General features: G+C 60.0%; 25 protein-coding genes. 7 read left to right on the forward strand and 18 right to left on the reverse strand.

Annotated features, from left to right (window positions below):
• Positions 1-101: 101 nt before the first annotated feature.
• The 5 genes from NK667_RS08025 to NK667_RS08045 form a co-directional block, all read right to left on the reverse strand.
• The gene (locus NK667_RS08025) at positions 102-464 is read right to left on the reverse strand and encodes a hypothetical protein (RefSeq protein WP_054614302.1); all 363 of its coding nucleotides are present in this window, start codon (positions 462-464) and stop codon (positions 102-104) included.
• 243 nt (positions 465-707) lie between these two features.
• Positions 708-1,001 (reverse strand): hypothetical protein, encoded by a 294-nt coding sequence (locus tag NK667_RS08030; protein ID WP_054614303.1) that lies wholly within the window; start codon positions 999-1,001, stop codon positions 708-710.
• 565 nt (positions 1,002-1,566) lie between these two features.
• A complete protein-coding gene (locus NK667_RS08035) occupies positions 1,567-1,767 on the reverse strand; it encodes a PLD nuclease N-terminal domain-containing protein (protein WP_054051149.1) in 201 nt (66 codons plus the stop codon).
• A 101-nt stretch (positions 1,768-1,868) separates the two neighbouring features.
• Entirely contained in the window at positions 1,869-2,738 is an 870-nt protein-coding gene (locus NK667_RS08040; protein ID WP_054614304.1) for an alpha/beta fold hydrolase, read from the reverse strand.
• Between the two features lie 242 nt (positions 2,739-2,980).
• Complete coding sequence (locus tag NK667_RS08045) at positions 2,981-3,610, reverse strand: CGNR zinc finger domain-containing protein (protein ID WP_054614305.1); 630 nt, start codon at positions 3,608-3,610, stop codon at positions 2,981-2,983.
• A gap of 163 nt (positions 3,611-3,773) precedes the next feature.
• Between NK667_RS08045 and NK667_RS08050 the strand changes: the two genes are divergently transcribed.
• The gene (locus tag NK667_RS08050) at positions 3,774-4,742 is read left to right on the forward strand and encodes a zinc-binding alcohol dehydrogenase family protein (RefSeq protein WP_054614306.1); all 969 of its coding nucleotides are present in this window, start codon (positions 3,774-3,776) and stop codon (positions 4,740-4,742) included.
• Between the two features lie 20 nt (positions 4,743-4,762).
• Entirely contained in the window at positions 4,763-5,533 is a 771-nt protein-coding gene (locus tag NK667_RS08055) for an SDR family oxidoreductase (protein WP_054616226.1), read from the forward strand.
• A gap of 169 nt (positions 5,534-5,702) precedes the next feature.
• Here the strand turns inward: NK667_RS08055 and NK667_RS08060 are convergent, their stop codons facing one another.
• From NK667_RS08060 to NK667_RS08070, 3 genes are all read right to left on the reverse strand, one after another.
• A complete protein-coding gene (locus NK667_RS08060) occupies positions 5,703-7,412 on the reverse strand; it encodes an amidase (protein ID WP_054614307.1) in 1,710 nt (569 codons plus the stop codon).
• Between the two features lie 103 nt (positions 7,413-7,515).
• Positions 7,516-8,010 carry a PaaI family thioesterase gene (locus tag NK667_RS08065; RefSeq protein WP_054614308.1) on the reverse strand — a complete coding sequence of 165 codons (495 nt, stop codon included), beginning with the start codon at positions 8,008-8,010 and terminating at the stop codon, positions 7,516-7,518.
• Between the two features lie 64 nt (positions 8,011-8,074).
• The gene (locus NK667_RS08070) at positions 8,075-9,226 is read right to left on the reverse strand and encodes a GGDEF domain-containing protein (protein WP_054614309.1); all 1,152 of its coding nucleotides are present in this window, start codon (positions 9,224-9,226) and stop codon (positions 8,075-8,077) included.
• 133 nt (positions 9,227-9,359) lie between these two features.
• Between NK667_RS08070 and NK667_RS08075 the strand changes: the two genes are divergently transcribed.
• On the forward strand, positions 9,360-9,794 hold the full coding sequence (locus NK667_RS08075; RefSeq protein WP_054614310.1) for a GNAT family N-acetyltransferase: 435 nt from the start codon (positions 9,360-9,362) through the stop codon (positions 9,792-9,794).
• 8 nt (positions 9,795-9,802) lie between these two features.
• Here the strand turns inward: NK667_RS08075 and dapF are convergent, their stop codons facing one another.
• From dapF to NK667_RS08100, 5 genes are all read right to left on the reverse strand, one after another.
• Positions 9,803-10,621, reverse strand: a complete 819-nt coding sequence (dapF, locus tag NK667_RS08080; RefSeq protein WP_054614311.1) for a diaminopimelate epimerase — start codon at positions 10,619-10,621, stop codon at positions 9,803-9,805.
• 38 nt (positions 10,622-10,659) lie between these two features.
• Positions 10,660-11,145, reverse strand: coding sequence for a GNAT family N-acetyltransferase (locus tag NK667_RS08085; RefSeq protein ID WP_177331424.1), 486 nt, complete (start codon positions 11,143-11,145; stop codon positions 10,660-10,662).
• A gap of 54 nt (positions 11,146-11,199) precedes the next feature.
• A complete protein-coding gene (locus NK667_RS08090) occupies positions 11,200-11,580 on the reverse strand; it encodes a hypothetical protein (protein WP_152980892.1) in 381 nt (126 codons plus the stop codon).
• 55 nt (positions 11,581-11,635) lie between these two features.
• Entirely contained in the window at positions 11,636-11,833 is a 198-nt protein-coding gene (locus NK667_RS08095) for a DUF1737 domain-containing protein (RefSeq protein WP_083471295.1), read from the reverse strand.
• A gap of 113 nt (positions 11,834-11,946) precedes the next feature.
• Entirely contained in the window at positions 11,947-12,882 is a 936-nt protein-coding gene (locus tag NK667_RS08100; protein ID WP_054614312.1) for a DMT family transporter, read from the reverse strand.
• A 74-nt stretch (positions 12,883-12,956) separates the two neighbouring features.
• On the opposite strand from NK667_RS08100, the gene NK667_RS08105 reads away from it, so the two are divergent.
• Positions 12,957-13,805, forward strand: a complete 849-nt coding sequence (locus NK667_RS08105) for a LysR family transcriptional regulator (RefSeq protein WP_054614313.1) — start codon at positions 12,957-12,959, stop codon at positions 13,803-13,805.
• A 140-nt stretch (positions 13,806-13,945) separates the two neighbouring features.
• Positions 13,946-15,865 carry a tyrosine-protein phosphatase gene (locus NK667_RS08110; protein WP_054614314.1) on the forward strand — a complete coding sequence of 640 codons (1,920 nt, stop codon included), beginning with the start codon at positions 13,946-13,948 and terminating at the stop codon, positions 15,863-15,865.
• Between the two features lie 290 nt (positions 15,866-16,155).
• Here NK667_RS08110 and NK667_RS08115 read toward each other — a convergent pair whose 3' ends face one another.
• Together NK667_RS08115 and NK667_RS08120 are read right to left on the reverse strand one after the other, a co-directional pair.
• Entirely contained in the window at positions 16,156-17,130 is a 975-nt protein-coding gene (locus NK667_RS08115) for an AraC family transcriptional regulator (protein WP_054614315.1), read from the reverse strand.
• Positions 17,131-17,223: 93 nt separating this feature from the next.
• Positions 17,224-18,669, reverse strand: a complete 1,446-nt coding sequence (locus NK667_RS08120) for an L-lactate permease (protein ID WP_054614316.1) — start codon at positions 18,667-18,669, stop codon at positions 17,224-17,226.
• A gap of 129 nt (positions 18,670-18,798) precedes the next feature.
• On the opposite strand from NK667_RS08120, the gene NK667_RS08125 reads away from it, so the two are divergent.
• Entirely contained in the window at positions 18,799-19,278 is a 480-nt protein-coding gene (locus tag NK667_RS08125) for an Lrp/AsnC family transcriptional regulator (protein ID WP_054614317.1), read from the forward strand.
• Here NK667_RS08125 and NK667_RS08130 read toward each other — a convergent pair.
• Together NK667_RS08130 and NK667_RS08135 are read right to left on the reverse strand one after the other, a co-directional pair.
• Positions 19,275-20,186, reverse strand: coding sequence for a hypothetical protein (locus NK667_RS08130; RefSeq protein WP_054614318.1), 912 nt, complete (start codon positions 20,184-20,186; stop codon positions 19,275-19,277). The genes NK667_RS08125 and NK667_RS08130 overlap by 4 nt on opposite strands.
• 3 nt (positions 20,187-20,189) lie before the next feature.
• Positions 20,190-20,351, reverse strand: a complete 162-nt coding sequence (locus NK667_RS08135) for a DUF2986 domain-containing protein (protein ID WP_082356710.1) — start codon at positions 20,349-20,351, stop codon at positions 20,190-20,192.
• Positions 20,352-20,478: 127 nt separating this feature from the next.
• Here NK667_RS08135 and NK667_RS08140 point away from each other — a divergent pair, with 127 nt between their 5' ends.
• The gene (locus tag NK667_RS08140; RefSeq protein WP_054614319.1) at positions 20,479-20,859 is read left to right on the forward strand and encodes a hypothetical protein; all 381 of its coding nucleotides are present in this window, start codon (positions 20,479-20,481) and stop codon (positions 20,857-20,859) included.
• Between the two features lie 228 nt (positions 20,860-21,087).
• Here the strand turns inward: NK667_RS08140 and NK667_RS08145 are convergent, their stop codons facing one another.
• On the reverse strand, positions 21,088-21,456 hold the full coding sequence (locus tag NK667_RS08145) for a DUF6124 family protein (protein ID WP_054614320.1): 369 nt from the start codon (positions 21,454-21,456) through the stop codon (positions 21,088-21,090).
• Positions 21,457-21,879: the final 423 nt, after the last annotated feature.

Here is a 21,879-nt window from a genome sequence, read left to right on the forward strand (position 1 = left end):
TAATAAGTATGGTTTTTTATATAAACAACATAGGCAAGTTGCGGAAATGAAGCGGAGTTGTTGAGCAGATCTACCCTTTTCTTCACCTTGGCCTCAAGACTTTACCAGGTAAGGGTCTTTTTGCCGGCCTCGAAATTTTGTTTGTACATCATCCAAATAGTGCCGTAGTTACACATATCAATCTTTTCACAGTAATCATGGATCACTGCATTCATGATCTTACGATCCGTAGCCTTGGTCGCTTCTTTGAACGCATCCAGATTCTGCTTTTCCATCATGCGCAGAGTGCTTTCCTGGCACATGTCGATTTTTTCGCAGTAGTCTTTTTTCACCGTTGCGGTGATGGAGTCGATGACTTGTTTTTTCTGGGCTTCGGAGCCGTCGAAATCCATTGGGTTGAGGATCGTCGCGGCTGAGCACATGGCGGAGTTGAAGAAAATGAACGCTAAGAGCCACTTTTTCATGGAGGTATCCTTTCCTGCGTAATCTGGCAACGCAGATGTTGAGCGCGGATGAGCTGTGTTCATGGCTCAACAATCTGTCCTTTGGGTAGCAGAGTGCCATCAAGATGCGGTCAGTGGAAGAGGGTGAGACCAAAGTCGATTGTTGGCTGATGCGTGACTGGGTTGGTGCGGCAGGTTGTGAATTCTGCTTTCCGAGGGCGTAAAAAAACCGCAGGAATGCGGTTTTTTTTGTTTCATTCGGGATTACGGATTCTGCGGCGCATCAAACCCACGCTGCTCAATCACCCGAAACACGTCATGCACATCCCGGATCAGGATCAAGGCGATGTTGGTGACGGTGTTGATGTCGTTTTCGGCGTAGTCCGGCAGGCTGGTGCAGGCCATGAGGTTGAGGTATTTGAGGACGGCGTTGAGGCGTTCGCTGACGCAGTTGTGGAGTTCGCGGATGGGGGCGTCGTTGTCGATTAGGAGGACGGGGTAGTCGGTGGCGAATTGGGACATGGGGGTGAAGCGGCGGGGCGGATTGGTCGTAGTCATAAGGGTGAACTCTTCAAAGAATAATCATGAAGTGCCACCTTCTGCTGCGAAACAAATAGGTGGCAGCTATGTGCGGGTTCGCAGACCGGAGAAGAGTCGAAGCCGGCAGACCCGAAGGTCTCCCACACACAGCCGCCATAAAACGTAACGGTGGCGAATTTTGCCACAGTTGTCATTTGACGGTGCGTATCTACTTCTTCAGGGCTGCGAAACCCTATCGCCAATTGCTGTGGCGACGGGTCGAATATAGGTGGCCACTTTGGGGCCCGCAACCGGGGTGTAGGACGCCTTTTAGGCCATTGTGATGAAGGAGATTTGCTGCGTTCGACCACGAAACCCTTGCGGGTTGGGCGTTCGGAAATGTCTGAGGAAATAGGTGGCAGCGGATTGGGGCTGCTTCGCATCCCAGCGGGAGAAAGCTCCCTCGCCACAAAGGGTGTTTTCCTACGTGGTTTTCAGACTTGAAGATCAAAAGATCGCAGCCTTCGGCAGCTCCTACGTGGGTTGCGGGGATGTTCAGAAATTATGAAGCCCCGAATGTTCGGGGCTTTTTGGAGGGCTCGGGCTATTGCGCGCTATGGGTGCTGTGTTTCGGCCCGGCGAGAGCCCAGGCGATGAGGCCGATCAGCGGCACGAAGACGATGACGACGATCCACACGCCTTTGTTGTCGATCTTGCTGCCGCTTTTGATCACTTTGTTGATCGCCCACAATTCAATCACCACCAGTACTGCCGCGAGTGCGATCCAGACGTATTCGATTTGCATTAGCCACCTCCTGAAAGTCATTTCATTAGGCGGGCGGTGGTGGTGAGGGTTCATTTCTTTTTATCAGGCGGATGCAGCCTTGTATCCGCCTGCTGTCGTCATTACACGGCGCTGCGGATCACTTCAATGATTCGCTGGGCGATGTATTCCACGTGGGTTTCCATCGCGAAGTGCCCGGTATCCAGCAATTCCACTACCGCATTGGGGTTGTCTCGCTTGAACGCTTCTGCGCCTGGCGGGATGAAGAATGGGTCGTGTTTGCCCCAGATCGCGAGGGTTGGGAGTTGGGTTTCGCGGAAGAAGCGCTGGAAGTCGGGGTAGCGTTTGAGGTTGTTGGCGTAGTCGAGGAACAGGTCGAGTTGGATGTCTTTGTTGCCGGGCCGTTCCAGGAGCAGGGCGTCGAGAGTGTAGGACTCGGGGGCGATGAGTTCGGGGTGGCTGACGCCGTGTTCGTATTGCCAGCGGGTGCCTTCCAGGTGCAGGACGGCGTCGGCGATGGCTTGGCGGTTGGTGGCGTTCGGTTCGGCCCAGTAGGTTTTGATCGGGGCCCAGGCGTCGCCGAGGCCTTCGAGGTAGGCGTTGCCGTTTTGCGAGATGAGGGCGGTCATGCGTTCCGGGTGTTTGACGGCGAGGCGCAGGCCGGTGGGGGCGCCGTAGTCGAAGACGAACATGGCGTAGCGTTTGAGGCCCAGGGTGTCGACGAAGTGTTCGAGGGTTTGGGCGAGGGCGTCGAAGCTGTAGACGTATTCGCGCGCGGCGGGCACTTCGGTGAAGCCGAAGCCGGGCAGGTCGGGGGCGATGATGTGGAAGTGTTGCGAGAGCAGGGGGATGAGTTGGCGGAATTGGTGGGATGAACTGGGGAAACCGTGGAGCAGGAGCAGGGTTGGCTGGGTGGGGGCGCCGGCTTCGCGGTAGAAGACGTTGATGCCGTCGGTGTGGGCGAATTTGTAGGTGATGGTTGGGGTGTTCATGGTGGTGGACCTCGTAACCTGTTGGATGGGGTTTAGGCGGTTTCGAGTAAGACTGTTGCATGGGGTGTGTAACCTGTCAAAGTTATTTTGATGGGTTACTGTTTTTTGTGGCGAGCACAAAAACAATGTGGGAGCGGGCTTGCTCGCGAAGGCGGTGTGTCAGGCAACATTTTTGTCGACTGGTACACCGTATTCGCGAGCAAGCCCGCTCCCACAGGGGATCTTCAGTGGATTGTTAAGTTTTACGCGCCCAGGTTTTTCTGGCGTTCGCGGTGGGCGGCGGCTTTGGCGCGGTTGCCGCACACGGCCATGCTGCACCAGCGGCGTTTTCGGCCTCGGGTGTGGTCGACGAACATCAGGGTGCAGGCGTGGCCTTCGCAGCATTTCACGTTGGAAAAGTCTTCGGTGCTGACGAACTGCGCAAGCACTTCGCCCAGTGGCAGCAGCAGGGAATCCGGGCTGCGCCAGCGGCGTTGCAGCTGTGCGGCGAGGGTCGGTGTGTCGCCGGTTTGCAGGGTGATTTGGGTGAATTTCTCGTCGCGTTCGAGCAGGCGATTCAGGGCGTCGAGCTCGGTCAGCACCGAGGCGTCCAGCGGTTTGCCTTTGTATTTCAGGACGAAGCCGCGAAACCATTCCCGCAACGAGCGCGCCTGGGCCGCGACGTTTTCCAGTTCGCCGGGCATCGCCTGGACCTGGAGGCGTTCCAGAACAGCGTCTTCGACCCAGCCTGATTGTTTCAGCCAGTCCAGCCAACCCGCGCCGTCGTCGATCCAGTCGACCGGTTCGTCGACGGGCGTCGCGATCGAGTTCAGGAAGTCCAGGGCGGGGGCGTCGGCGACGAAGATGGCCGGACCGCGAGGTGTGCTGCTCATGGGGGTGTCCACCAAAGCCGTGATTTATGTGGCTCATCGTAACCACTCAAAATGTGTTTGACAAGTTACTGATCGCTACATAACCTCTTAATCATCTTCAGTGCGGTTATGTAGATGCGCCGCCGAAGCGACCCCAAAAACAATCAACCCTGGGATAGACGTCATGAAAGCGATCGTTCTTGAGAAATTCGGCGGCCTCGACAGTTTGGTTTACAGAGATATTCCTGAGCCCGAAGCGATGCCGGGTCATGTGGTGATTGAGATCAAGGCCTTCGGCATCAACCACGCGGAGATGCATATGCGTCGCGGCGAGTGGGCCGAGGCGGCGCCGGTGTCGGGCATTGAGTGCGTGGGGCTGGTGAAGTCGTGCCCCGGTGGCGAGTTCGCGGTGGGGGCCAAAGTCGCGGCGCTGATGGGCGGATTGGGCCGGACCATCAATGGCAGCTACGCGCAGTACACCCGGGCGCCGGTGTCGAATGTGGCGCTGATCGAGGCGGATTTGCCCTGGGCGGAGCTTGCGGCGATTCCGGAAACCTATGCCACGGCGTGGACTTGTATGTTTCGCAACCTTGAGCTGGTCAAGGGGCAACGGTTGTTGATTCGTGGTGCCACGTCTTCGTTTGGTCAGGCTGCAGTGAAGTTGGCGGTGAATGCTGGGGCGCAAGTTGTCGCAACATCCAGGAGCACCGAACGCTTCGCCATGCTTGAGGCGCTGGGGGTTGTCGGTGTCGAACAGGAAGGGCCGGAGCTGTCCACGCGAATCACCGGGCAATTCGACGCCGTGCTCGATCTGGTCGGCAACAGCACCATTCTGGATTCGCTGTCGATGGTGCGCCGGGGCGGCAAGGTCTGCCTGGCGGGCTGGCTGGGCGGACTCGCTCCCATCCCTGAGTTCAATCCCTTGCTGCAAATGGCCAGCGGCGTTTACCTGACTTTCTTCGGCAGTTTTGTGTTCGGGACGCCGGGGTTTCCGCTGTCGGACGTGCCGTTGCAAGCGATTGCCGAAGACGTGGCGGCCGGGCGCTTGGACGTCACCCCATCAAGGATCTTCAAGTTCGAGGAAATCCACGAGGCCCATCGCGTGATGGAAGCCAACGAGGCCGGCGGAAAAATGGTCGTGGTGCACGCATGAATCAGGCCCGGGAGAACACGATGATCAACTCAGTAGCGATTGTGACCGGTGCCAGCCAGGGCATCGGCAGCTCGACGGCGATTCGTCTGGCGCGGGATTTTGATGCGCTGGTGCTTGTCGCCAGAAATCGGCCAAACCTTGAGGCGACGGCGCAAGCAGTACGCGAGATCGGGGCACAATGCCTGATCGTTGAGGGCGACGTCGCCGACCCTGCGATCCCCGCGCAAGTGGTGGATCAGACGCTGGCGGCGTTTGGCCGGATAGACGCCCTGCTCAACATTGCCGGCGCGGTGCCGCAGATCGATTTGTTCGACATGACCGACCAGCAATGGCATGACGGCACCGAGCTGAAACTGCACGGCGCGCGCCGGATGACCCTGGCGGCGTGGCCGGCGTTGAAAGCGGCGAAGGGCGCGGTGGTTTTGATGTCCGGAAACTCGGCGGCGACACCCAAGGCGCCGTATGCGGCGGTGGCCACGATCAATGCGGCAATTGTCGCGCTGGCGAAGGCGTTTGCGGATCGTGGCACGCAGGATGAGGTGCAGGTGAACAGTGTGTTGCCAGGGCCGGTGATGACCGGGCGGCGGCGTTCGTATCTGGAGAAATGGGCGCCGTCGCATGGGATGTCGGTGGAGGAGGCCATGTTGAAGTTTCCGCAGGAGGCGGGAATTGGCCGGTTTGGCGAGCCGGAGGAGATTGCGGAGTTGATGGCGTTTTTGGTGTCGCCTGGGGCGAGGTGGATGACGGGGGCGGCGTTGCGGATGGATGGTGGGGAGGTGAAAGCGGTTTAACTGCAATCTCCTCCATGAACACAAACCTGTGGCGAGGGGGCTTGCCCCCGTTCGGCTGCGAAGCAGTCGCAAAACTGAAACACCGCGGTTGCAGTTTTTGGGGCCGCTGCGCGACCCAACGGGGGCAAGCCCCCTCGCCACAAGGTGTCTGTGTTGCTTGAGATTTGCGTTAGCGGCTTGACAGTGCTGGCGTGCGCGGCGGAATAAGCCGCTTGCTGCCGGTCGCTTCAAACGCCGAAGCCAACCGCAGCAACGTCGAATCGTCATACGCCCGACCCGCAAATGTCAGCCCGACCGGCATGCCAATATCCGCCATCACACCCATCGGCACCGTCACTGTCGGCACACCCAAATGTCGGATCGCGAGGTTGCCATTCGCCACCCAAATGCCGTTGCTCCAGGCGATGTCCGCCGATTCAGGGTTCACATCCGCATCCGCCGGGCCCACGTCGGCAACGGTCGGGAATAACACGGCATCCAGCCCAAGGCGATCCATCCAGTGTTCAAGGTCGAGTCGGCGGGTCTGTTCGAGCCCGCGCAGTCCGTCCGGCACGGTCGAGATCTGATCCCACGGCGTAATTCCGCGCTCGGCCATTCGCACATATTCGTCCATGCCTGCCGCAAGGTCGCCCTCACGATTCGGCAGCGTCCCCGGGTCATGCGGGAAGATCAACGGCCCATCGACATCCGCCAGACGATTCAATTTCGGATCGCCATTCGCCCGCAGGAAATCATCAAACGCCCACGCTGTGAGGTCCCATAACTCATGGTGCAGGAACTCCTTGGAAACGATGCCGCGATTGAATACGGTCGGCGCTCCCGGGCGATCACCTTCGCAATTCGAAACCAGCGGGAAATCAACTTCGATCACTTCTGCACCCGCCGCTTCAAGTGCCTGGCGTGCCTGTTTCCAGAGTTCGATCACCGAATCACGCGTGTTGATGCGCTGCCCGGTCGGGCCACCAATCCCCGGCGCTTCCGACGTGCCCGCCTCAGGATCAGCATTGATGTACATGCGCGGAATGCCAAGGCGTTTGCCTGCGAGCGCATCAGGCTTCGCAGCAAGTTCGGCATAGGATTCAGGACGCACCGAAGCCACACTCGGAATCGGCACCCACGGTTGCAGGCGCCACAGATCGCCGCGCGTGTCGGTGTCTTCGGCGACCACTACATCAAGCACTTCCAGCAAGTCAGCCATGGTCCGCGCAAACGGCACGACCACGTCCATGGTTGGCGTCAACGGCCAGTTGCCGCGTACCGAGATCACCCCGCGCGATGGCGTGTAGGCGCACAAGCCGTTGTTCGACGCTGGGCCGCGACCGCTGGACCAGGTTTCTTCTGCCAGACCGAATGCCGCGAAACTGGAAGCGGTGGCCGTGCCGGCGCCGTTCGACGAACCGGAGGCGAATGGCGCGGTGAGGTAGTCAGCGTTGTACGGGCTCTCGGCCCGGCCATAGACCCCGCGCTGCATCCCACCGTTGGCCATCGGCGGCATGTTGGTCTTGCCCAGGCAAATCGCCCCGGCGCCGCGCAGGCGTTCGATGGTGAAGGCGTCGCGATAGGCGATCAGGTTGGCGAACGCGGGACTGCCGGACGCGGCGGTCAGGCCTTTCACCAGGTAGCTGTCCTTGGCGGTGTAGGGGATGCCATCCAGCGGACCCAGCGTCTGGCGTTTGGCGCGGCGGGCATCGGACGCTTGTGCTTCGTTCAGCGCTTCGGGGTTGCGCACCACCACGGCGTTGAGGGCGGTGGACGTGTTCGGGCCGTCGTAGGCGTCGATGCGCGCGAGGTAGGCCTGGACCAGCTCAACCGCGGTGGTCTGGCCCGATTCGAGCGCAGCACGCAGCTCGGCAATGGAAACCTCGGTGACCTCGATCATGCTGTTCTCTCAAAATGGCTGTTCATGATTGTTCTCGTTGTACGGTGTTGCGAACTGGCGCTATTTAACACCAAGCGGCGAGGCGAGGCATGGGTGAAATGCTTCACCGACCGTGCGCCGCGTCCGCGAGTTGCCCGGTGTCCACGCGCACGAAAGTCGAGTCACCAATTGCGGTGAGTACTTCGCCGGCGAAGACCTCGCAGACCACCCGGGTTTTGCGTCCGACCTCGCCCTCGACTTTCGCCCGCAGGGTCAGCGTCACGCCCATGGGTGTCGGTTTGATGAACTTGATCCCGAGGTTGCCCGTGACGCAGTCGACGCGCGGCTGGCTGCCCGGTTCACGCTGTTGCGCGCGGTAGTGATAGGCCATCGCCGTCCAGTTCGAGTGGCAATCGACCAGCATCGCAATCAGGCCGCCGTAGACCAGGTCCGGCCAGCCGCAGTATTTGGCCTCCGGGATGTGCTCGGCGACAACATGCACGCCGTCCTCGTGCCACACACTCTTGACGTGCAGCCCATGGGGATTGCGGCCGCCGCAGCCGTAGCACACGCCTTCGGGGGCGGCGAGGTCTTGCAGGGACGTTTCGGTATGAGGCATGACGATCATCCTGAACAATGTGAGCCTGACGTGGGCGGATTCTAACGCTGAATCCGCTCGGGAATTAAAGCGTCCGATCAACCAGCCGAATGCTGTTGCGCCCGCCACGCTTGGACGCGTAGAGCGCGGCGTCGCCTTGTTCGATCAGTGCCGCGAGGCTGGCGGGTGGCTGGTCGAACAGGTCGGCGCCGATGCTCAGTGTCACCGGTTCGGGCGTAGGGAAGGTCTGTGTGGCGGTTTGCTGAAACTGTTCGCGCAGTGTGTTGCCCAGGCTGACGACTTGTTCTTTCGTGGCGTTACCCAGCAGGATGACAAACTCGTCACCGCCAAGCCGCGCCGCCAGTGACGCTTCGGGCAGCACCGCGCGAATCATCTCGCTCAGCGCAATGAGCAGTCGGTCGCCGGCGGTATGGCCGTACAAGTCGTTGACCAGTTTGAAGTTGTCGATGTCGATCAGCAGCAAGGCGCCGGGGCGAGTCGACGAGACGTCTTCCAACAGACGCGGCGCCCGCACTTCGAGGGCGCGGCGGTTGTACAGGGCGGTCAACGGGTCGCGGGCGGCGAGGTGCGCGATCTGTTTCTCCCGCCGATAACGCTCGGTGCCGGTCATCGACAGGGCGATCAACATGATCGCCATCACGCCTTCGACAAGGGAAATCTGAATGATCGCGCCACGCAGCGCGGCCAAGTCGATCAGCGTGCCCGGAATCACCGCCGTGAGTGCCTTGGCCACATAGAAAACCCCGTGGGCCAGCAGCACATAACGCAGCTGCACCGCGCCGACGCTCAACGACTTGCCATGAGGGCGCAGAAGGAAACTGGCCCTGAGGGTCGACAGCGCGACCAGCAGCGAGTTGACCAGCAGCATGACTTTCGACCAGGTGGGCCCGTCCGGCACCAGCAACATCGCCAGCCACGCGATGAACATCAGCGCCCAGACACGGGACAGGCGCGTCTGGGTGAAGCGCGCGACACCGAGTAAAAACAGGAAGTGCGCGATCACCAATAGACCGTTGGCGAACCAGATACCGATGAACAGAAAGCCGCTGCTGCGCAACAGGGCGAGGGTCGAGCCCACGGTGATCGTGGCAAAACCCGCGCTCCAGAACAGCAACGAGGGCTCGCGAATGCTGCGCCATTCGATCGCCAGGTACAGCGCAGCGGCCGCCGCAAGGGCGACCGAAATTGTCAACATCGTGAGCGGGTCGAGCGGCATTTCCTGGCGGGCCTGTGTTTTTGCGCTGTGGGACGGCGATTGTAAGCGTTTGGGGCTGTTTTTCGCAGAGGGCTTGTCGGCAAGCTTCTGCTAGTCTGCCAAACCCGCCGCTGACCAAAGCAAGGCTCGATCTATGCTCACGCTCCGTGTCATGACCCTGGACGATTACGAGGCCGTGATCGACCTGATGAAACGCACGCCGGGCGTCTCCCTGCGGGATGCCGATTCTCGAGAATCGACTGCGAAGTATCTGGAGCGCAATCCCGGACTTAGCTTCGTTGCAGAGGTGGAGGGCGTTATCGGCGCTTGCGTCATGTGCGGGCACGACGGCCGCCGAGGGTATTTGCAGCATCTGGTGGTGCTGCCGCAGCATCGGCGGCAAGGCATCGCCAATGCTTTGGTGGCGCGCTGTCTATCGAGCCTTGAAGCGCTCGGAATCCTTAAATGTCATCTCGATGTTTTCAAGACCAACGAAGCAGCGGCTAAGTATTGGCATAGCCAGGGCTGGCAGCTCAGGACAGATATCGATCGGTATTCGTTTACCCGGTCGGGTGATGAGAACGCATGACCGGGAACTTAAAAAGCCCGCAACTGGCTGTCTGGAATGACGCCCGAAAAACTCGTTTCGACTGGCCCCGTGAGAACCACGGAGCCTGCGCCATCCCATTGAACCGTTACGGTTCCGCCGTCACATTCAACCGCAACGGAATTGTCCAGCAAACCACGACGAATGCCGTTAACCGCAGCGCCACAACAGCAAGAACCTGAGCCGAGGGGGATGCCACCTCCGCGTTCCCAGATGCGCAACCGGATGTGCTTTCGATCAATGACCTGGACGAAATGCACGTTCGTTGCGAGGGGAAACAGCGGGTTGGTTTCAAGGGTGGGGCCGATGGTCGCAATGTCGACGGCCGCCACGTCATCCACAAAATAGGTGCAGTGCGGATTGCCCATGCTGCAGGCTGCCGGGTCACCAGCAAGTGGCAAAACAGCGGTATCCATTTCCCGCACCAGGGGAATCTCTGACCAGTCGAAAAGCGGCGCTCCCATGTTGACGGAAATGGTGCCGGCCGACGTTCGTTCGCACGTGAGCAGGCCACGATTGGTGCGCAACACGATTGAAGTCACACGGGACTCACGCATCAGCCGGTCGGCGGCGCCCCGGGTGGCGCTGCCACACGCGTCCAGCGCGGAGCCATCGGCATTCCAGAAGATCAGGCGCGCGTCCGCATCATCGCAATCGAGTATCACCGCCAGTTGATTGAAGCCGACGCCCCGGTTCCGGTCGCCCATTCGCCGAGCCAGGCTACTGGTGACTGGATTGGACGCGTTGCGCGCGTCGACGATAACGAAGTCATCGCCATTGGCGTGCATTTTGTGAAAGCTCAACGGCATTGATATTCCCTCGTGACGGAACATGGGGTGAGTAGACGTCAGTCCCGCACAACCCAAAACATTGTCTGGACGCTGATATGCGGATGGCTTTCCAGAGGTTCCCATTCATCCATGAACGTGAAGCCCTGCCTCAGATAGAAGTTCGCGGCCCTGGCATTGTCGGGAGAAACGTCCAGGAAAACCCGATCATACCCTTTGACCATCGCGCTGGATTTCACCGCCTCCACCAGTTGATTGGCCACGGAGGAGCCACGGGCGGTGGGTTCAACCCACATGCCGATCAGGTTATAGCGATTCGTCTGGCTGACCGCGGCTCCGATCATGCCTAAGGGTTTATTGTCTTCGAATGTCAACCAGAACTGCGTTCCGCTGCCTGACGAGGCACGTTCTTTCCATTGTTCGTCAGTGTAATGGGCGGCGGTTTGGTAGCTCACACCAAACGCTGTTGGCGTGTCCAAAAGCGCGGCGAGGCGGATTTGCTTCAATAGCTTCCAGTCTTTTTCTTCCGTGAGTCGAATGTCCATGATTTTCCTGAGAGAAAGCGAAGCCTGAGAGGGCCTGTTTACGGCGATAAGTAGTTACCGAGCAACCAACGGGTAATGCTTGATACGACACGCATAATCATTGCCGTCGCCTTTACAGATGCCATCCAGATAACGGTAATCAATGCGCACCGACTGGCCTTTTTTGGGCCACTGTCGGCGTGGCAATGTGGCTTGGTAGTCGGTCGTTTCCGGGGTGAAGGTGATCGACGTACTTACCTCCGGGCATTCGACCGAAGTCGATGCAGGGGTGGCTTTCAGGATCTGCCCCTGTAGTTGTGGGTACGGGCGTTTCACTACCTCAGTGACACGAACTTCCATCCTGCAGATTTGCCACGTTGATGCCTGTGCTGGTTCGCACAACACGGCGAGCGGCAAAACAAATAGCACGTAGCGTGTTGCGCCAATTTTCATCATTGCGCTGGCCTGGGGTACGGACGTCGAAGGCATGAATTGCCGTTCACTGTTTATGCTATGCGGACGAGGCAACTTTCGCAGGCCAGATAACGGCCTGCGCGACGATCACGCGTTCCCCGTTGAACGTTACTGCAGGAGCGCCATGCAGCACATAACCCATTTTCAGTGCGTCGCTTACGCGGTGGCAAAAAGCGGCGTCATCGGGTCCCGTCAGCACTCGATAAACGGGAAGTCCTTCAGGTGGTGAGCTCATAGGCCAATATCCTCACAGCTTTAATGGGACGGGGTATTGGGACGTTTTATACGTTGCCCCCGTTCGAATGATTCTGGCAGTAACTCAGACTGTGCGGAAGATTGTCCAGTTGATCATGACGGGTTCTGCCGAGCCTCCGCGCGCACCACCAGCCAGATCCCGACCCCGGACACCAACATCCCGCACACCATCTGCCACGACAGGGGTTCGTCGAACATCGCCCACGCCCAAACCATCGTCACCGGCGGGCTCAGGTACAAAACGCTGGCAACTCGTGTGGCGGTCGCGCGGCGCAGGCATATCCAGTAAAGCCCATATCCGCCCACGGTCGACAACCCCACCGTCCACAGCACGCTCAGTGCAAACCCCGTGCTGGGGATCGGCGCCAGGCTGCCTTGGGTTCCCTCGACGATGGCGAATGCGATGCTCGACACGAAACATTGCAGCCACAGATTGGGCAGCAGACCCAGCGATTCCTCGGCGGACAGTTGCTTCTGCCAGAGCGTAGCGACGGCGAGGGACAGCATGCCGAGCAGCGGCAGGCCATACGCCCACAAAGGCGCGTTGCCCCAGGCCAGTGCGCCATGGGTCACCACGACCACGCCGACCAAACCGATGACCAAACCAGCCCAGACCTGCCAGGCCAATCGTTGCCCCAGCACCAGCGCGGCCAGCAGCGCCATGCCCATCGGCAGCAGGTCGGCGAACAACGCGGCCAGACCCGCCGGTACGCCGAGGGCGATGCCTTGGATGACGCCGGCCAGATAGCCCGCCATGGCCAGCAGGCCAATACCGGCGTTTTTCAGCAGGACGGGCAGGGAGGTCTGCCGCAACGACTTGGCGACGAAGGGCAACAGGATGAGCGTGACCACCACGCAGCGCCAAAACACCACCAACAGGGCGGGCGCGTAATCAATCGAGAATCGCGCGCCGACGAACCCGGAACTCCAGGTGAGAATCAGCGCCGCCTCGAGTAACGGCAACGGGATCGCCTGGCGCCAGGCTCGCGTGGCTTGCGGATGAGCGGTAAGCGGAGTGTGCTGGTTCATCACCACAGGCTACGAAACCGGCGTAGTCTAATAAATCAAAATAAAGTGCAGCAGTCATTCACGAAGGCTGAACCATGACAGCGATCCTTGATATCGAGTTGGTCCGTACGTTTCACGCCGTCGCGCGGATCGGCAAATTCAGTGCGGCGGCCGAGCAGCTGCATAAAAGTCCGGCGGCAGTGAGCGTGCATATCCAGCGGCTGGAGGCGGTGGCCGGCGGGCGTTTGCTGAACCGGGATAACCAGTCCGTTTCCCTGACCGCACTCGGCAGGCGGCTGCTGTTGTCTACCACCGAACTGCTGAGCACCCATGACCGGGTGCTCGCCGATTTGCATGGCACTCATTTGGCCGGGCGCATTACCTTGGGCGTCCCCGATGAATATGCGGTCCATGTGATCCGCGACATCCTGCCGACCTTCGCGGCGGCGTGGCCCAATGTGGTGCTGGAGTTGAAGACCGCACCCAGCTATGCGCTGCGTGACCTGGTACAGCGCGGCAAGCTTCAGGCGGCGGTGATTGCCCAGCCGAAGGGGCAGCCGAGTGCGCAAGTGCTGGTCTTGACCACACCGGTCTGGGTCGGGCCGACTCACACCGCGGTGGCCTCGATGGACCCGTTGCCACTGGCCGTGCATGCGGCGCAATGTCCTTATCGACAAGCCATGATCGAGTCGCTCAAGCACAGCGGCAGACGCTTGCGGGTGGTGCTTGAAAGTCCCTCCAATCAGGCGATCAAGGCGTGTGTGGAGGCGGGGCTGGCGATCAGTCTGATCGACCGCGCCATGGTCACGGACAACATGCAGATCCTCGACGGATTGCCCGTGATTCCGGAGCATGAAATCGTGTTTGTGCGATCGTCATCCTCACACGACGATGAAGCAGTGAACCTGCTGGCTCAAGCCATGCAGCAACACTTTCGCCTCTGACGTTCCTCGGCGCCACGGACAGAATACGCACCCGGTGGACCAATCGCGCACGGATTTTCATCCCTCGGCAATTTGTCATATTCAGTCTTTTTTGATTGCAGATAGTGGGCAGCCCAACGCGATTTGAATGAGGCTGCACCGTGTTTCAACGTCTTCTGTGTTCGCTGTCCGTTTTGAGCCTGTCCATCGCCGCTGCCCAGGCCGCCGAAACCACCACCCTCGATACGCCGCACCTGCGCAGCATCGATAATTTCCGTGACCTCGCCGGCACCACCACCGCGTATTCCACCGCCAATGACGGCACGATGCGCACCGGCGTGTTCTACCGCTCCAATGCGCTGACACCGTCGACGGCGGATCTGGCGACGTTGAACGGCTTGGGGATCAAGGCTGTTTATGACCTGCGCACGCCGACCGAAATTGCCGGCACCCCCGACACCATGCTCACGGGGGCGACCTACGAGAACATCGACATCATCGGCAGCACCACCTCCGGCGCGAACATCACCACGGTCTCGTTCAAGAGCGCAGCCGACGCCATCGCGATGATGCAGCAGACCAACCGCGCGTTCGTCAGCGATGCGGGGATGCGCGGCCAGTTCACCCGGTTGTTCAATGAACTCGCCAGTGTCGACGGCGCCGCGTTGTTCCATTGCACCGCCGGCAAGGACCGCACCGGTTGGACAGCCGCTGTGCTGTTGAGTATTGCCGGGGTCGACAACGCCACGATCATGAGCAACTACCTGGCGACCAACGATTACACCGCCGCGCGCATGAAAGCGACACTGGCGGCTATGCCGGCGAGTATGGCCGCGATCTATGCACCGTTGCTCGGCGTCGAGGCCAGTTACTTACAAGCGGGTTTGGATCAGGTCACCGCGCAGTACGGCAGCATGGACAACTACCTCAAGCAAGGGCTGGGTTTGTCCCAGGAAACCCTCTACGTGCTGCGCGGCAAAATGGTCGAGTACAACAGCCTGCCGGGCCAAGCGGGCTTGATCGGCAACGCCGCCGCTGGCGCGCAACTGTTGCAGCAGTTGCAGAACAGCAATTTGTCCGGCACCTACAGCGCCTATAACTATTACCTGCAATCGGCCATCGATGCCGGCACGCTCGGCGGTGTCGAATCCACCGTCGGCGGCCAGGTGCATGCGGACGCCGCGAGTTACTTGCTGCGTCAGGGCGCGATGATCGACCAGGCTGCGGCGCCGTTCAGCAGCGGCACGGACCTCAAGGTCGGCCAATACCGTTTGTGGAGCGCCGCGCTGGCGGGCTATCTCGGCACTGACGGCTCGTCCCATGTCGCCAGCAGCAACGAACACAGCCAAGGCTTGATGATCGGCCTGACCCAGCGCTTCTCCGACCAACTCAGCGCCCATGGCGGATTCGGCTACAGCCGTGGCAACGTTGGCGGGGCGGGTGGCGAGGCCGACACCGACCTGACGTTTTTCTCCGTGGGTGCCCGCTACGCGCCGGGCGGTCTGGAGCGCGGGTTGTTTGTCGATGCCGACCTCAACGCCGGTTGGCTCGACTACGACAGCAAGCGCGACCTCGGCGGCGGACTCGGTTCGGCCAAGGGCGACAGTCATGGCAATCTCTCCGGCACCAGCCTGGCGCTGGGCTACCGTTTGCCGCTCAGCGTGATGACCCTCGAACCGAGCCTCGGGGTGCGCGTCAGCCATCTGGATTTGTTGGGTTTCACAGAGAAGGGCAGCGAACTGGCTCTCGACGTCGATAGTATCCAGGCTACCCGCCGCAGTGCGGTGGCGAATCTCAAGGCCTCGTTCGCGCCGATTGGAATGGGCGCGTGGAATCTAGTGCCGGGTGTCGAAGTGGGTTACGAGCATGTGCTGGGCGATCACACGGTCGACAGCGAAGGCCATCTGCTGGGCCTGGACATCGAACAGCGCGCCGCCTTCGACAACCGCGATCAGTTCACGGGCGGCGTCAACCTCATGGCCAATCTCGGTGCGCTGAGCGTGGGGGCTGAAGTTGGCGCCAGTGGTGGCGGCGACAGCCATGGTTTCAGCGGCGGTCTCAAGGCCAGCTACCTATTCTGATGAGCCCAGCAAACACCACCCCCCTGTAGGAGCGAGGCTTGCCCGCGAAGAGGCCGGCACATTCAAAATGGATGTCGGCTGACACACTGCTTTCGCGAGCAAGCCCGCTCCCACATTGGATCTGCAGCGGACGCAGTATTTGTGACCAACCCCAATCCCCTGTGGGAGCGGGCTTGCTCGCGAAGGCGGACTGCCAGCCAACATCGATGTTGACTGATACGACGCCATCGCGAGCAAGCCCGCTCCCACAATGGTTTTGTGGTGTGGCTTGGATTTTGTTAGCGATCCAATCAGCGCCGGCGGCTTTTCACTTCCGCCGGGCTGATGCCGTAGGCGTGCGGGAAGTACTGGCAGAACCTGCCGACATTGCTGAATCCATACCTCAAAGCCACATCAGTCACCGACATTGAGGCACCGCCCGCCAACGCATCGTAGGCCCGCTCCAAACGCACCTGCCGCTGATAGTCCACAATCGACATCCCCACAAACCGCCGAAACCCATCCTGCAACGCACGCTGGCTGACGTTGCTCAGCCGCGCCAGATCCGTGCCGCTGATGAGATTATCGGGATGCTCCTGAATGTACTCGACCGCCAGCCTCACATGCCGTGGCGCGATCTGCGGGGCAGGGCGGCGAAGGGCTTGGGTGAAGTTGTGCGGCCAGGCTTCCAGCACCGCATCCACCAACATTTCCCGCAGGCGCGAAGGCATCAGCGTGCCGGCGTTGATCAGCAGGTCGAACTCGGTCCCGGTCGCCAGGTCGATCAACGCCTTGATGCCCTGGAAGGCCGCAGCATTCAAATCCACTTCTGGCTCGAAAACCAACTTGCTCAAGATCGGCTTGCCCAGCAGCGTCGACAGCCGCTCGGTAAGCAGCCCTCGCTTGATCGAAATCCCATGCTGCGCATGATTGTCGATGAAACGCATCGAACGCACATCGGCCTTGTCGATGGCCAGCCCGACATGCGCAACACCCACGGACTCGACCGCGTGATTGAAGACGATCTTGCCGGCGGTAGGAATGACGAAGGTGATTTCATCCACGGGATCGGGAAACGCCACCATGAAATCGCCCCGATAGTGCATGCGCCGAAAGCTCACGCCTTCGTGCCGACCGTAGACCCCGCCAATGATGATGTGCCCCGGTGGAGGCGGAGTATCGGCATAGCGGTTGCCGAACATTTTCGAAAACAGCGCGCCAAAGTCATCGCAGCGCATGTCGTCGGATCTGAGGATGATTTGCTGGCGGGTCGGGGTTGAGAACACCTTCAGGGGCACCTTGTGTCGGGCAACGGATAGGGCGGATCGCGCGAGGAAAATAGCAGGTGGGCGTGACGAGTTTGTGACGCCCCCCGGTTTCTACCCTGCGCTCAGCAACCCGGCGCCCAACGCGACCAACACCGTATTGAGACAGACCAGCAAGAAGCCAAACCGAACCAGTTCGCTGTCTTCCGTGGCCGTGGTTTTAGCCAGCCCCAGGATCAGCATGACGATCGACAGCGAGCCTAGCGCCGCATGTCCGGCCGAACTGTTCTGCACCGCTGCCAGCAATAATCGAGAGGTCTCGGGGAGCATCGCGATGGCCGGCATGAAGATCGCGTTGCCGCCCACATTCGACCCGGTCATGTAGCCTGACAGCGCGCCGAGCAGGCTGACCAGCGACGTCGCGGCGGAGGGCGAAAGGCCCGTCAGCAATTGCATCAAACCTGCGAGGAAACCGGCCTTCACCATCATCTGCGACATCGCGAGAAAGAAGAAAATGGTCAGCAGTGGCCGCTTCGCCCGCGCTGCCAACGCAGCCGGGACGCTGATGCCGGGCTCTGCCTGATGGTGTGCATTGCGCGTGTGAAACCCCAACCCGATCAGCACCAGAATCAGCGCGATTCCAGGCGAGGCGAGTGGTTTCCAGCTGACCTGGGCGCCTTGAACGATCCAGAGATCCGGCCAAGCGGTGATCGTCCACAGCGTTTTCAACGCAACAATGCAGACAATCAACACCAGATACGGCCACGCCTGACGCGGCCATTGCACGGAACCGCGTTCGCTGCGCCGCCGCCACTGCCCGACAGACAGCACCGCAACTGCCGTCACCAGGCCCGCCGCAACCCCGGCCATTTCCGGCCCCAGCCACCGACTTGCACTGTAGAGCACCGCCACAAACAGCAGCCAGAAAACGCCGAGCCCGCGCCATTCCCGCGCCTCACGAACGCCGGCCAGATACAGCGCTATCGCACTGAGGGCCAGAAAAACCGGTGCGCTGATCAGTGCCGAGGTCGATGCCAGCGCAGCGGTGTCCAGATGAGCCAGCGAGGCACCAATCACCGAGGCCAGCCCCAGCGTTCCCCACGGCATGATCGCCATGCCGGTCAGCGCAATTCGCAGCGCGACCCGACGCTCGAAGAGACTGAGCAGCAGGGGCACCGTGGCGATCAATGACACACCGAAACCAGTCATCGCTTCCAGCAACGGCGCCAGCCCGAGGACGATAAACACCAGTTGATCACCGCGACTCAGGCCCAGCGAGCGCACCCACTGACTCAGCGCCAGATTGACGCCCAGGCGTTCGATGAAAATCACGAAGGCCAGACCCGGTACGATCACGAAAGCCGTACTGGCGAACAGCACCGCCGTATCTTGCGCGGCCGCCACCATGCTGCCCGGATGCCACGCATCGGCAGCGCCGGCGAACCAGAGCAGCATAACGAGGAGAGTGCCGGCGATAGCGGCGTGAACGGGCGGCCGGCGCAACACCACGAGCATGGCTGTGACCAACAAGACCGGGGAAAGATGAAACAAAGCGACCATGCCAATAATATCCTATGAATTCCCGACTCAGGCTGCGTGTGCAGACTGTGGGCAAGATAATATTTCGCATAACTGGATAAAGGGCCTCGGTTTTCTGGTAATTTTCGAGAAAATTTCTCGCGGCCTACCATGATCAAAAACGACGCAGCATCAGACTCGCTGGACAAATTCGACCGCGCCATCCTCGACCTCGTCCAGCGCGACAACACCACGCCGCTGCGCCTGATGGCCGAGCAGGTCAATCTCTCCACGGCTGCCGTTCAGCGCCGCATCAAGCGAATGGAGGAGCGGGGCGTCATCACCGGTAATGTCGCCATCGTCGATCCCACCGCCGTCGGCCGGCCGATCACGATCATCGTGGAAGTCATGGCCGAGCGCACCAGCATCGAGGCGCTGGAGGCGATGAAGGCACACTTCGCGGTGCCCGAAGTTCAGCAGTGCTACTACGTCACCGGCGAAGTGGATTTCGTCCTGGTGCTGACAGTCGCCAGCATGCAGGAATACCAAGCGTTGGCGCGGCGACTGTTCGCTGAAAACGCCAATGTGACCTGGTTCAAGACCATCGTGGCGCTGGACCGGGTGAAAGTCGGGCTAGCGGTGCCGAGCTAAACCAGCGTCGAAGTTTGACGTTCAGGAAGGGGCCCGACGCTGGCGTGCGCCTTGTCCACCAGCCATTGCAGCCATCCGGCGTCCTGCTGATTGACCACGGCGTAGCGATCGGGAGGGAAGAAGGTCCAGTGATGGGCGATCTCGACAAGGCGCTTGAGCTCATCGGCAGACAGCCAATAAAGCGTGTTCACCAAGGGCAGCGGCGCACCGCTGAAACGCCGACCGAGCGAGAGGTTGGTGCCGGGAGCGAAGGCGATCGCCAATTCCTGGCTGGGTTGCAGGTGCTTGTCCGGCGCGGGCATTTCCCCCTCCCGTCCGTAGCTGAAGTTGCCCGGAAATTGTTCCTTTAACACCAGCCAGTGGCCGGCAGTTGTCCTGGCCACAACCCATTGCGAAACGCCGCTGTCTTGCACGCCTTCAAGCTTGCCGTTTTTCCACAGCATGAGGGTGTTGCAGTCCGGGTCGTAATCGGAGGACCACAGGTTGATGCCGGATTCCAGGGTATGGCGCTCAAGCTCGACCAGCTCTTGATCCGGCATGGACTGCCAGTAGCGTTTGGTCGGGTCGCGTATATCGCGCAGATTGTTGCGTAACACCCAGGCCGCCATGAACAGCAGCGTCGCCAGCGCAAGCCAGCCGAAAGACGCGCCGATGATCTGGTCGATATCCAGGCGTGGGGCAAATAACGATTGATAGAGCAACAGTCCCAACAGAAACGCGAGACCCGGCAAAACCGGGCCAAAGCACAACGGCGGCAACAACACTGCGATCCAGCTGAAGCGATGCCCGCAAGCGTACTCCCGCGCCCAGGCTTGTTCCTGGGCGAGCATCGGCGCCTGTTCCCGAGGGGCAATGCCGGGATCGGGCGTCTGAAAGCGAATGTACCGCGCGTAGGAATCGTCGCTCATGGATCAGCTTTCAGAGGAACTGATGGCGTCCTGATCGGCTTCTGCCTCCAGCTTCAACCGGTCGGCCTTGCTGATGTACTTATCCTTTTTTTGCGGTGCCAGTTTGGCACTGGCCTTCTTGGCTTTAGCCTTGAACAGCTGCTGTAATTTTTTTTGACGATTCATCTCTTTATACCGGGCTTGAAAACGCTCGAATGATAGCCGAAATAGGGGCGGATTTATTTAATGGGGCCTTTGCCAGTACTCTGAGGTCGCAGAGGTCATTTGCTGATAATCAAATGGAAGGCCACGGATGAGCACGTTTGTACGATCCCTTACTCTAGAGATTCACAATGCGAGTGATACTGAGATTGTGGTCAGCGGCTGCCTGTTGACGGGGGGAGAGTGGGCGACAGCGCCGATTCCCGGCGCGCCAATCTTCGCTACCCAAGCCTACGGCAACGGTGCATCCGATGCCCAATCGCTGCTTGGCGGTCAGATTGCGCTGATGCTCGCCGATGGCGGCAGCGTCACCTCTGCATGGACCTGGCCGTCGCGCTCTTCGGTTTCTGTCAGTGTGAGCACGGCTGCGACGAATCTCGCCGTTATCCACCAGATTTCAAACACCCAAACCAATAACCCCACGATACGGCTAGTGATCGCTAATGCGAGCACCATCGCCAAGATCGTGTAACTACGCCAATCAAAATGTGGGAGCGGGCTTGCTCGCGAAAGCGGTGTGTCAGGCGACAGTGTCATTGACTGTGCCGACGCCTTCGCGAGCAAGCTTTGCTCCTACGGGGGATCTGTGTCGGCCATAAATTTTGCGAACGACACCCATCAAATGTAGGAGCGAGGCTTGCCCGCGAAGAACGATAACGCGGTGTGTCAGGCCCGACGCCTTCGCGAGCAAGCTTCGCTCCTACAAAGGCTTGTGGTTATCCAGTACGCGATTGGCCGCCGCCTCTCCCATCAGGAGCGACCGATGCAACACCAACAACGTATGGCGTCGCGGGCCTTCCTCCAGCTCGACGAGATCGTTGACTATCTTGCAGGCGGTTGAAAGCGACTCATAGACCTCAACCAGCAACGCTTCGTCATCCACCGCTGCGTCGATGGTGAAAATGGTGCCGGGTCTGCGGGGCGGTATCTGCGCTTTCGTCGCCCCGGGGTTGAGGTAGATCTTGAGCGCGCGGTCGGCCGCCACTTTCATTTTCTTGGGGTCAAGATCAAAAGAGGCGTCGTAGGGTACTGGATCAATATTCGGGGGGTTGGGTGTTGGTTTGAACATAGATGAAACTCCCATTTTCGAAATTAAGATTGAGGAGCCATCACCTTCGCTACCAAACGAGGGGGTGGCGGCCATACGTGGGTTGGTAGACCGGTCGAAAACGGGAAACCCGGCGCTCACAAGGAGCCCCACGCATGACCACCATATAAAGCGGAGTCCCCAAAAGAGACTACATAAGGTGCCGCCATGCGAATGTTTTCAAGCGGGCTACCAAACCCGATCACTGTTTTGCAGTGACCCGGAAACGATATAGCCCACCCCATAGCCGCACAAGCCGGCCGATTCTGGCGTACGCGTAGGCAACGGCGCAAGGCGATGTAGCCGTTTATGACGTAACACCGAGTGTCTTTAAACACGCATCGATAAACATGTTTATGTGGATCAAACGCTCCCCGCCGAATAGCTGAACCAAGCGCTGATTAA

Origin of the sequence: Pseudomonas nunensis, assembly GCF_024296925.1 — a bacterium.
Classification (GTDB): Bacteria; Pseudomonadota; Gammaproteobacteria; order Pseudomonadales; family Pseudomonadaceae; genus Aquipseudomonas; species Aquipseudomonas nunensis.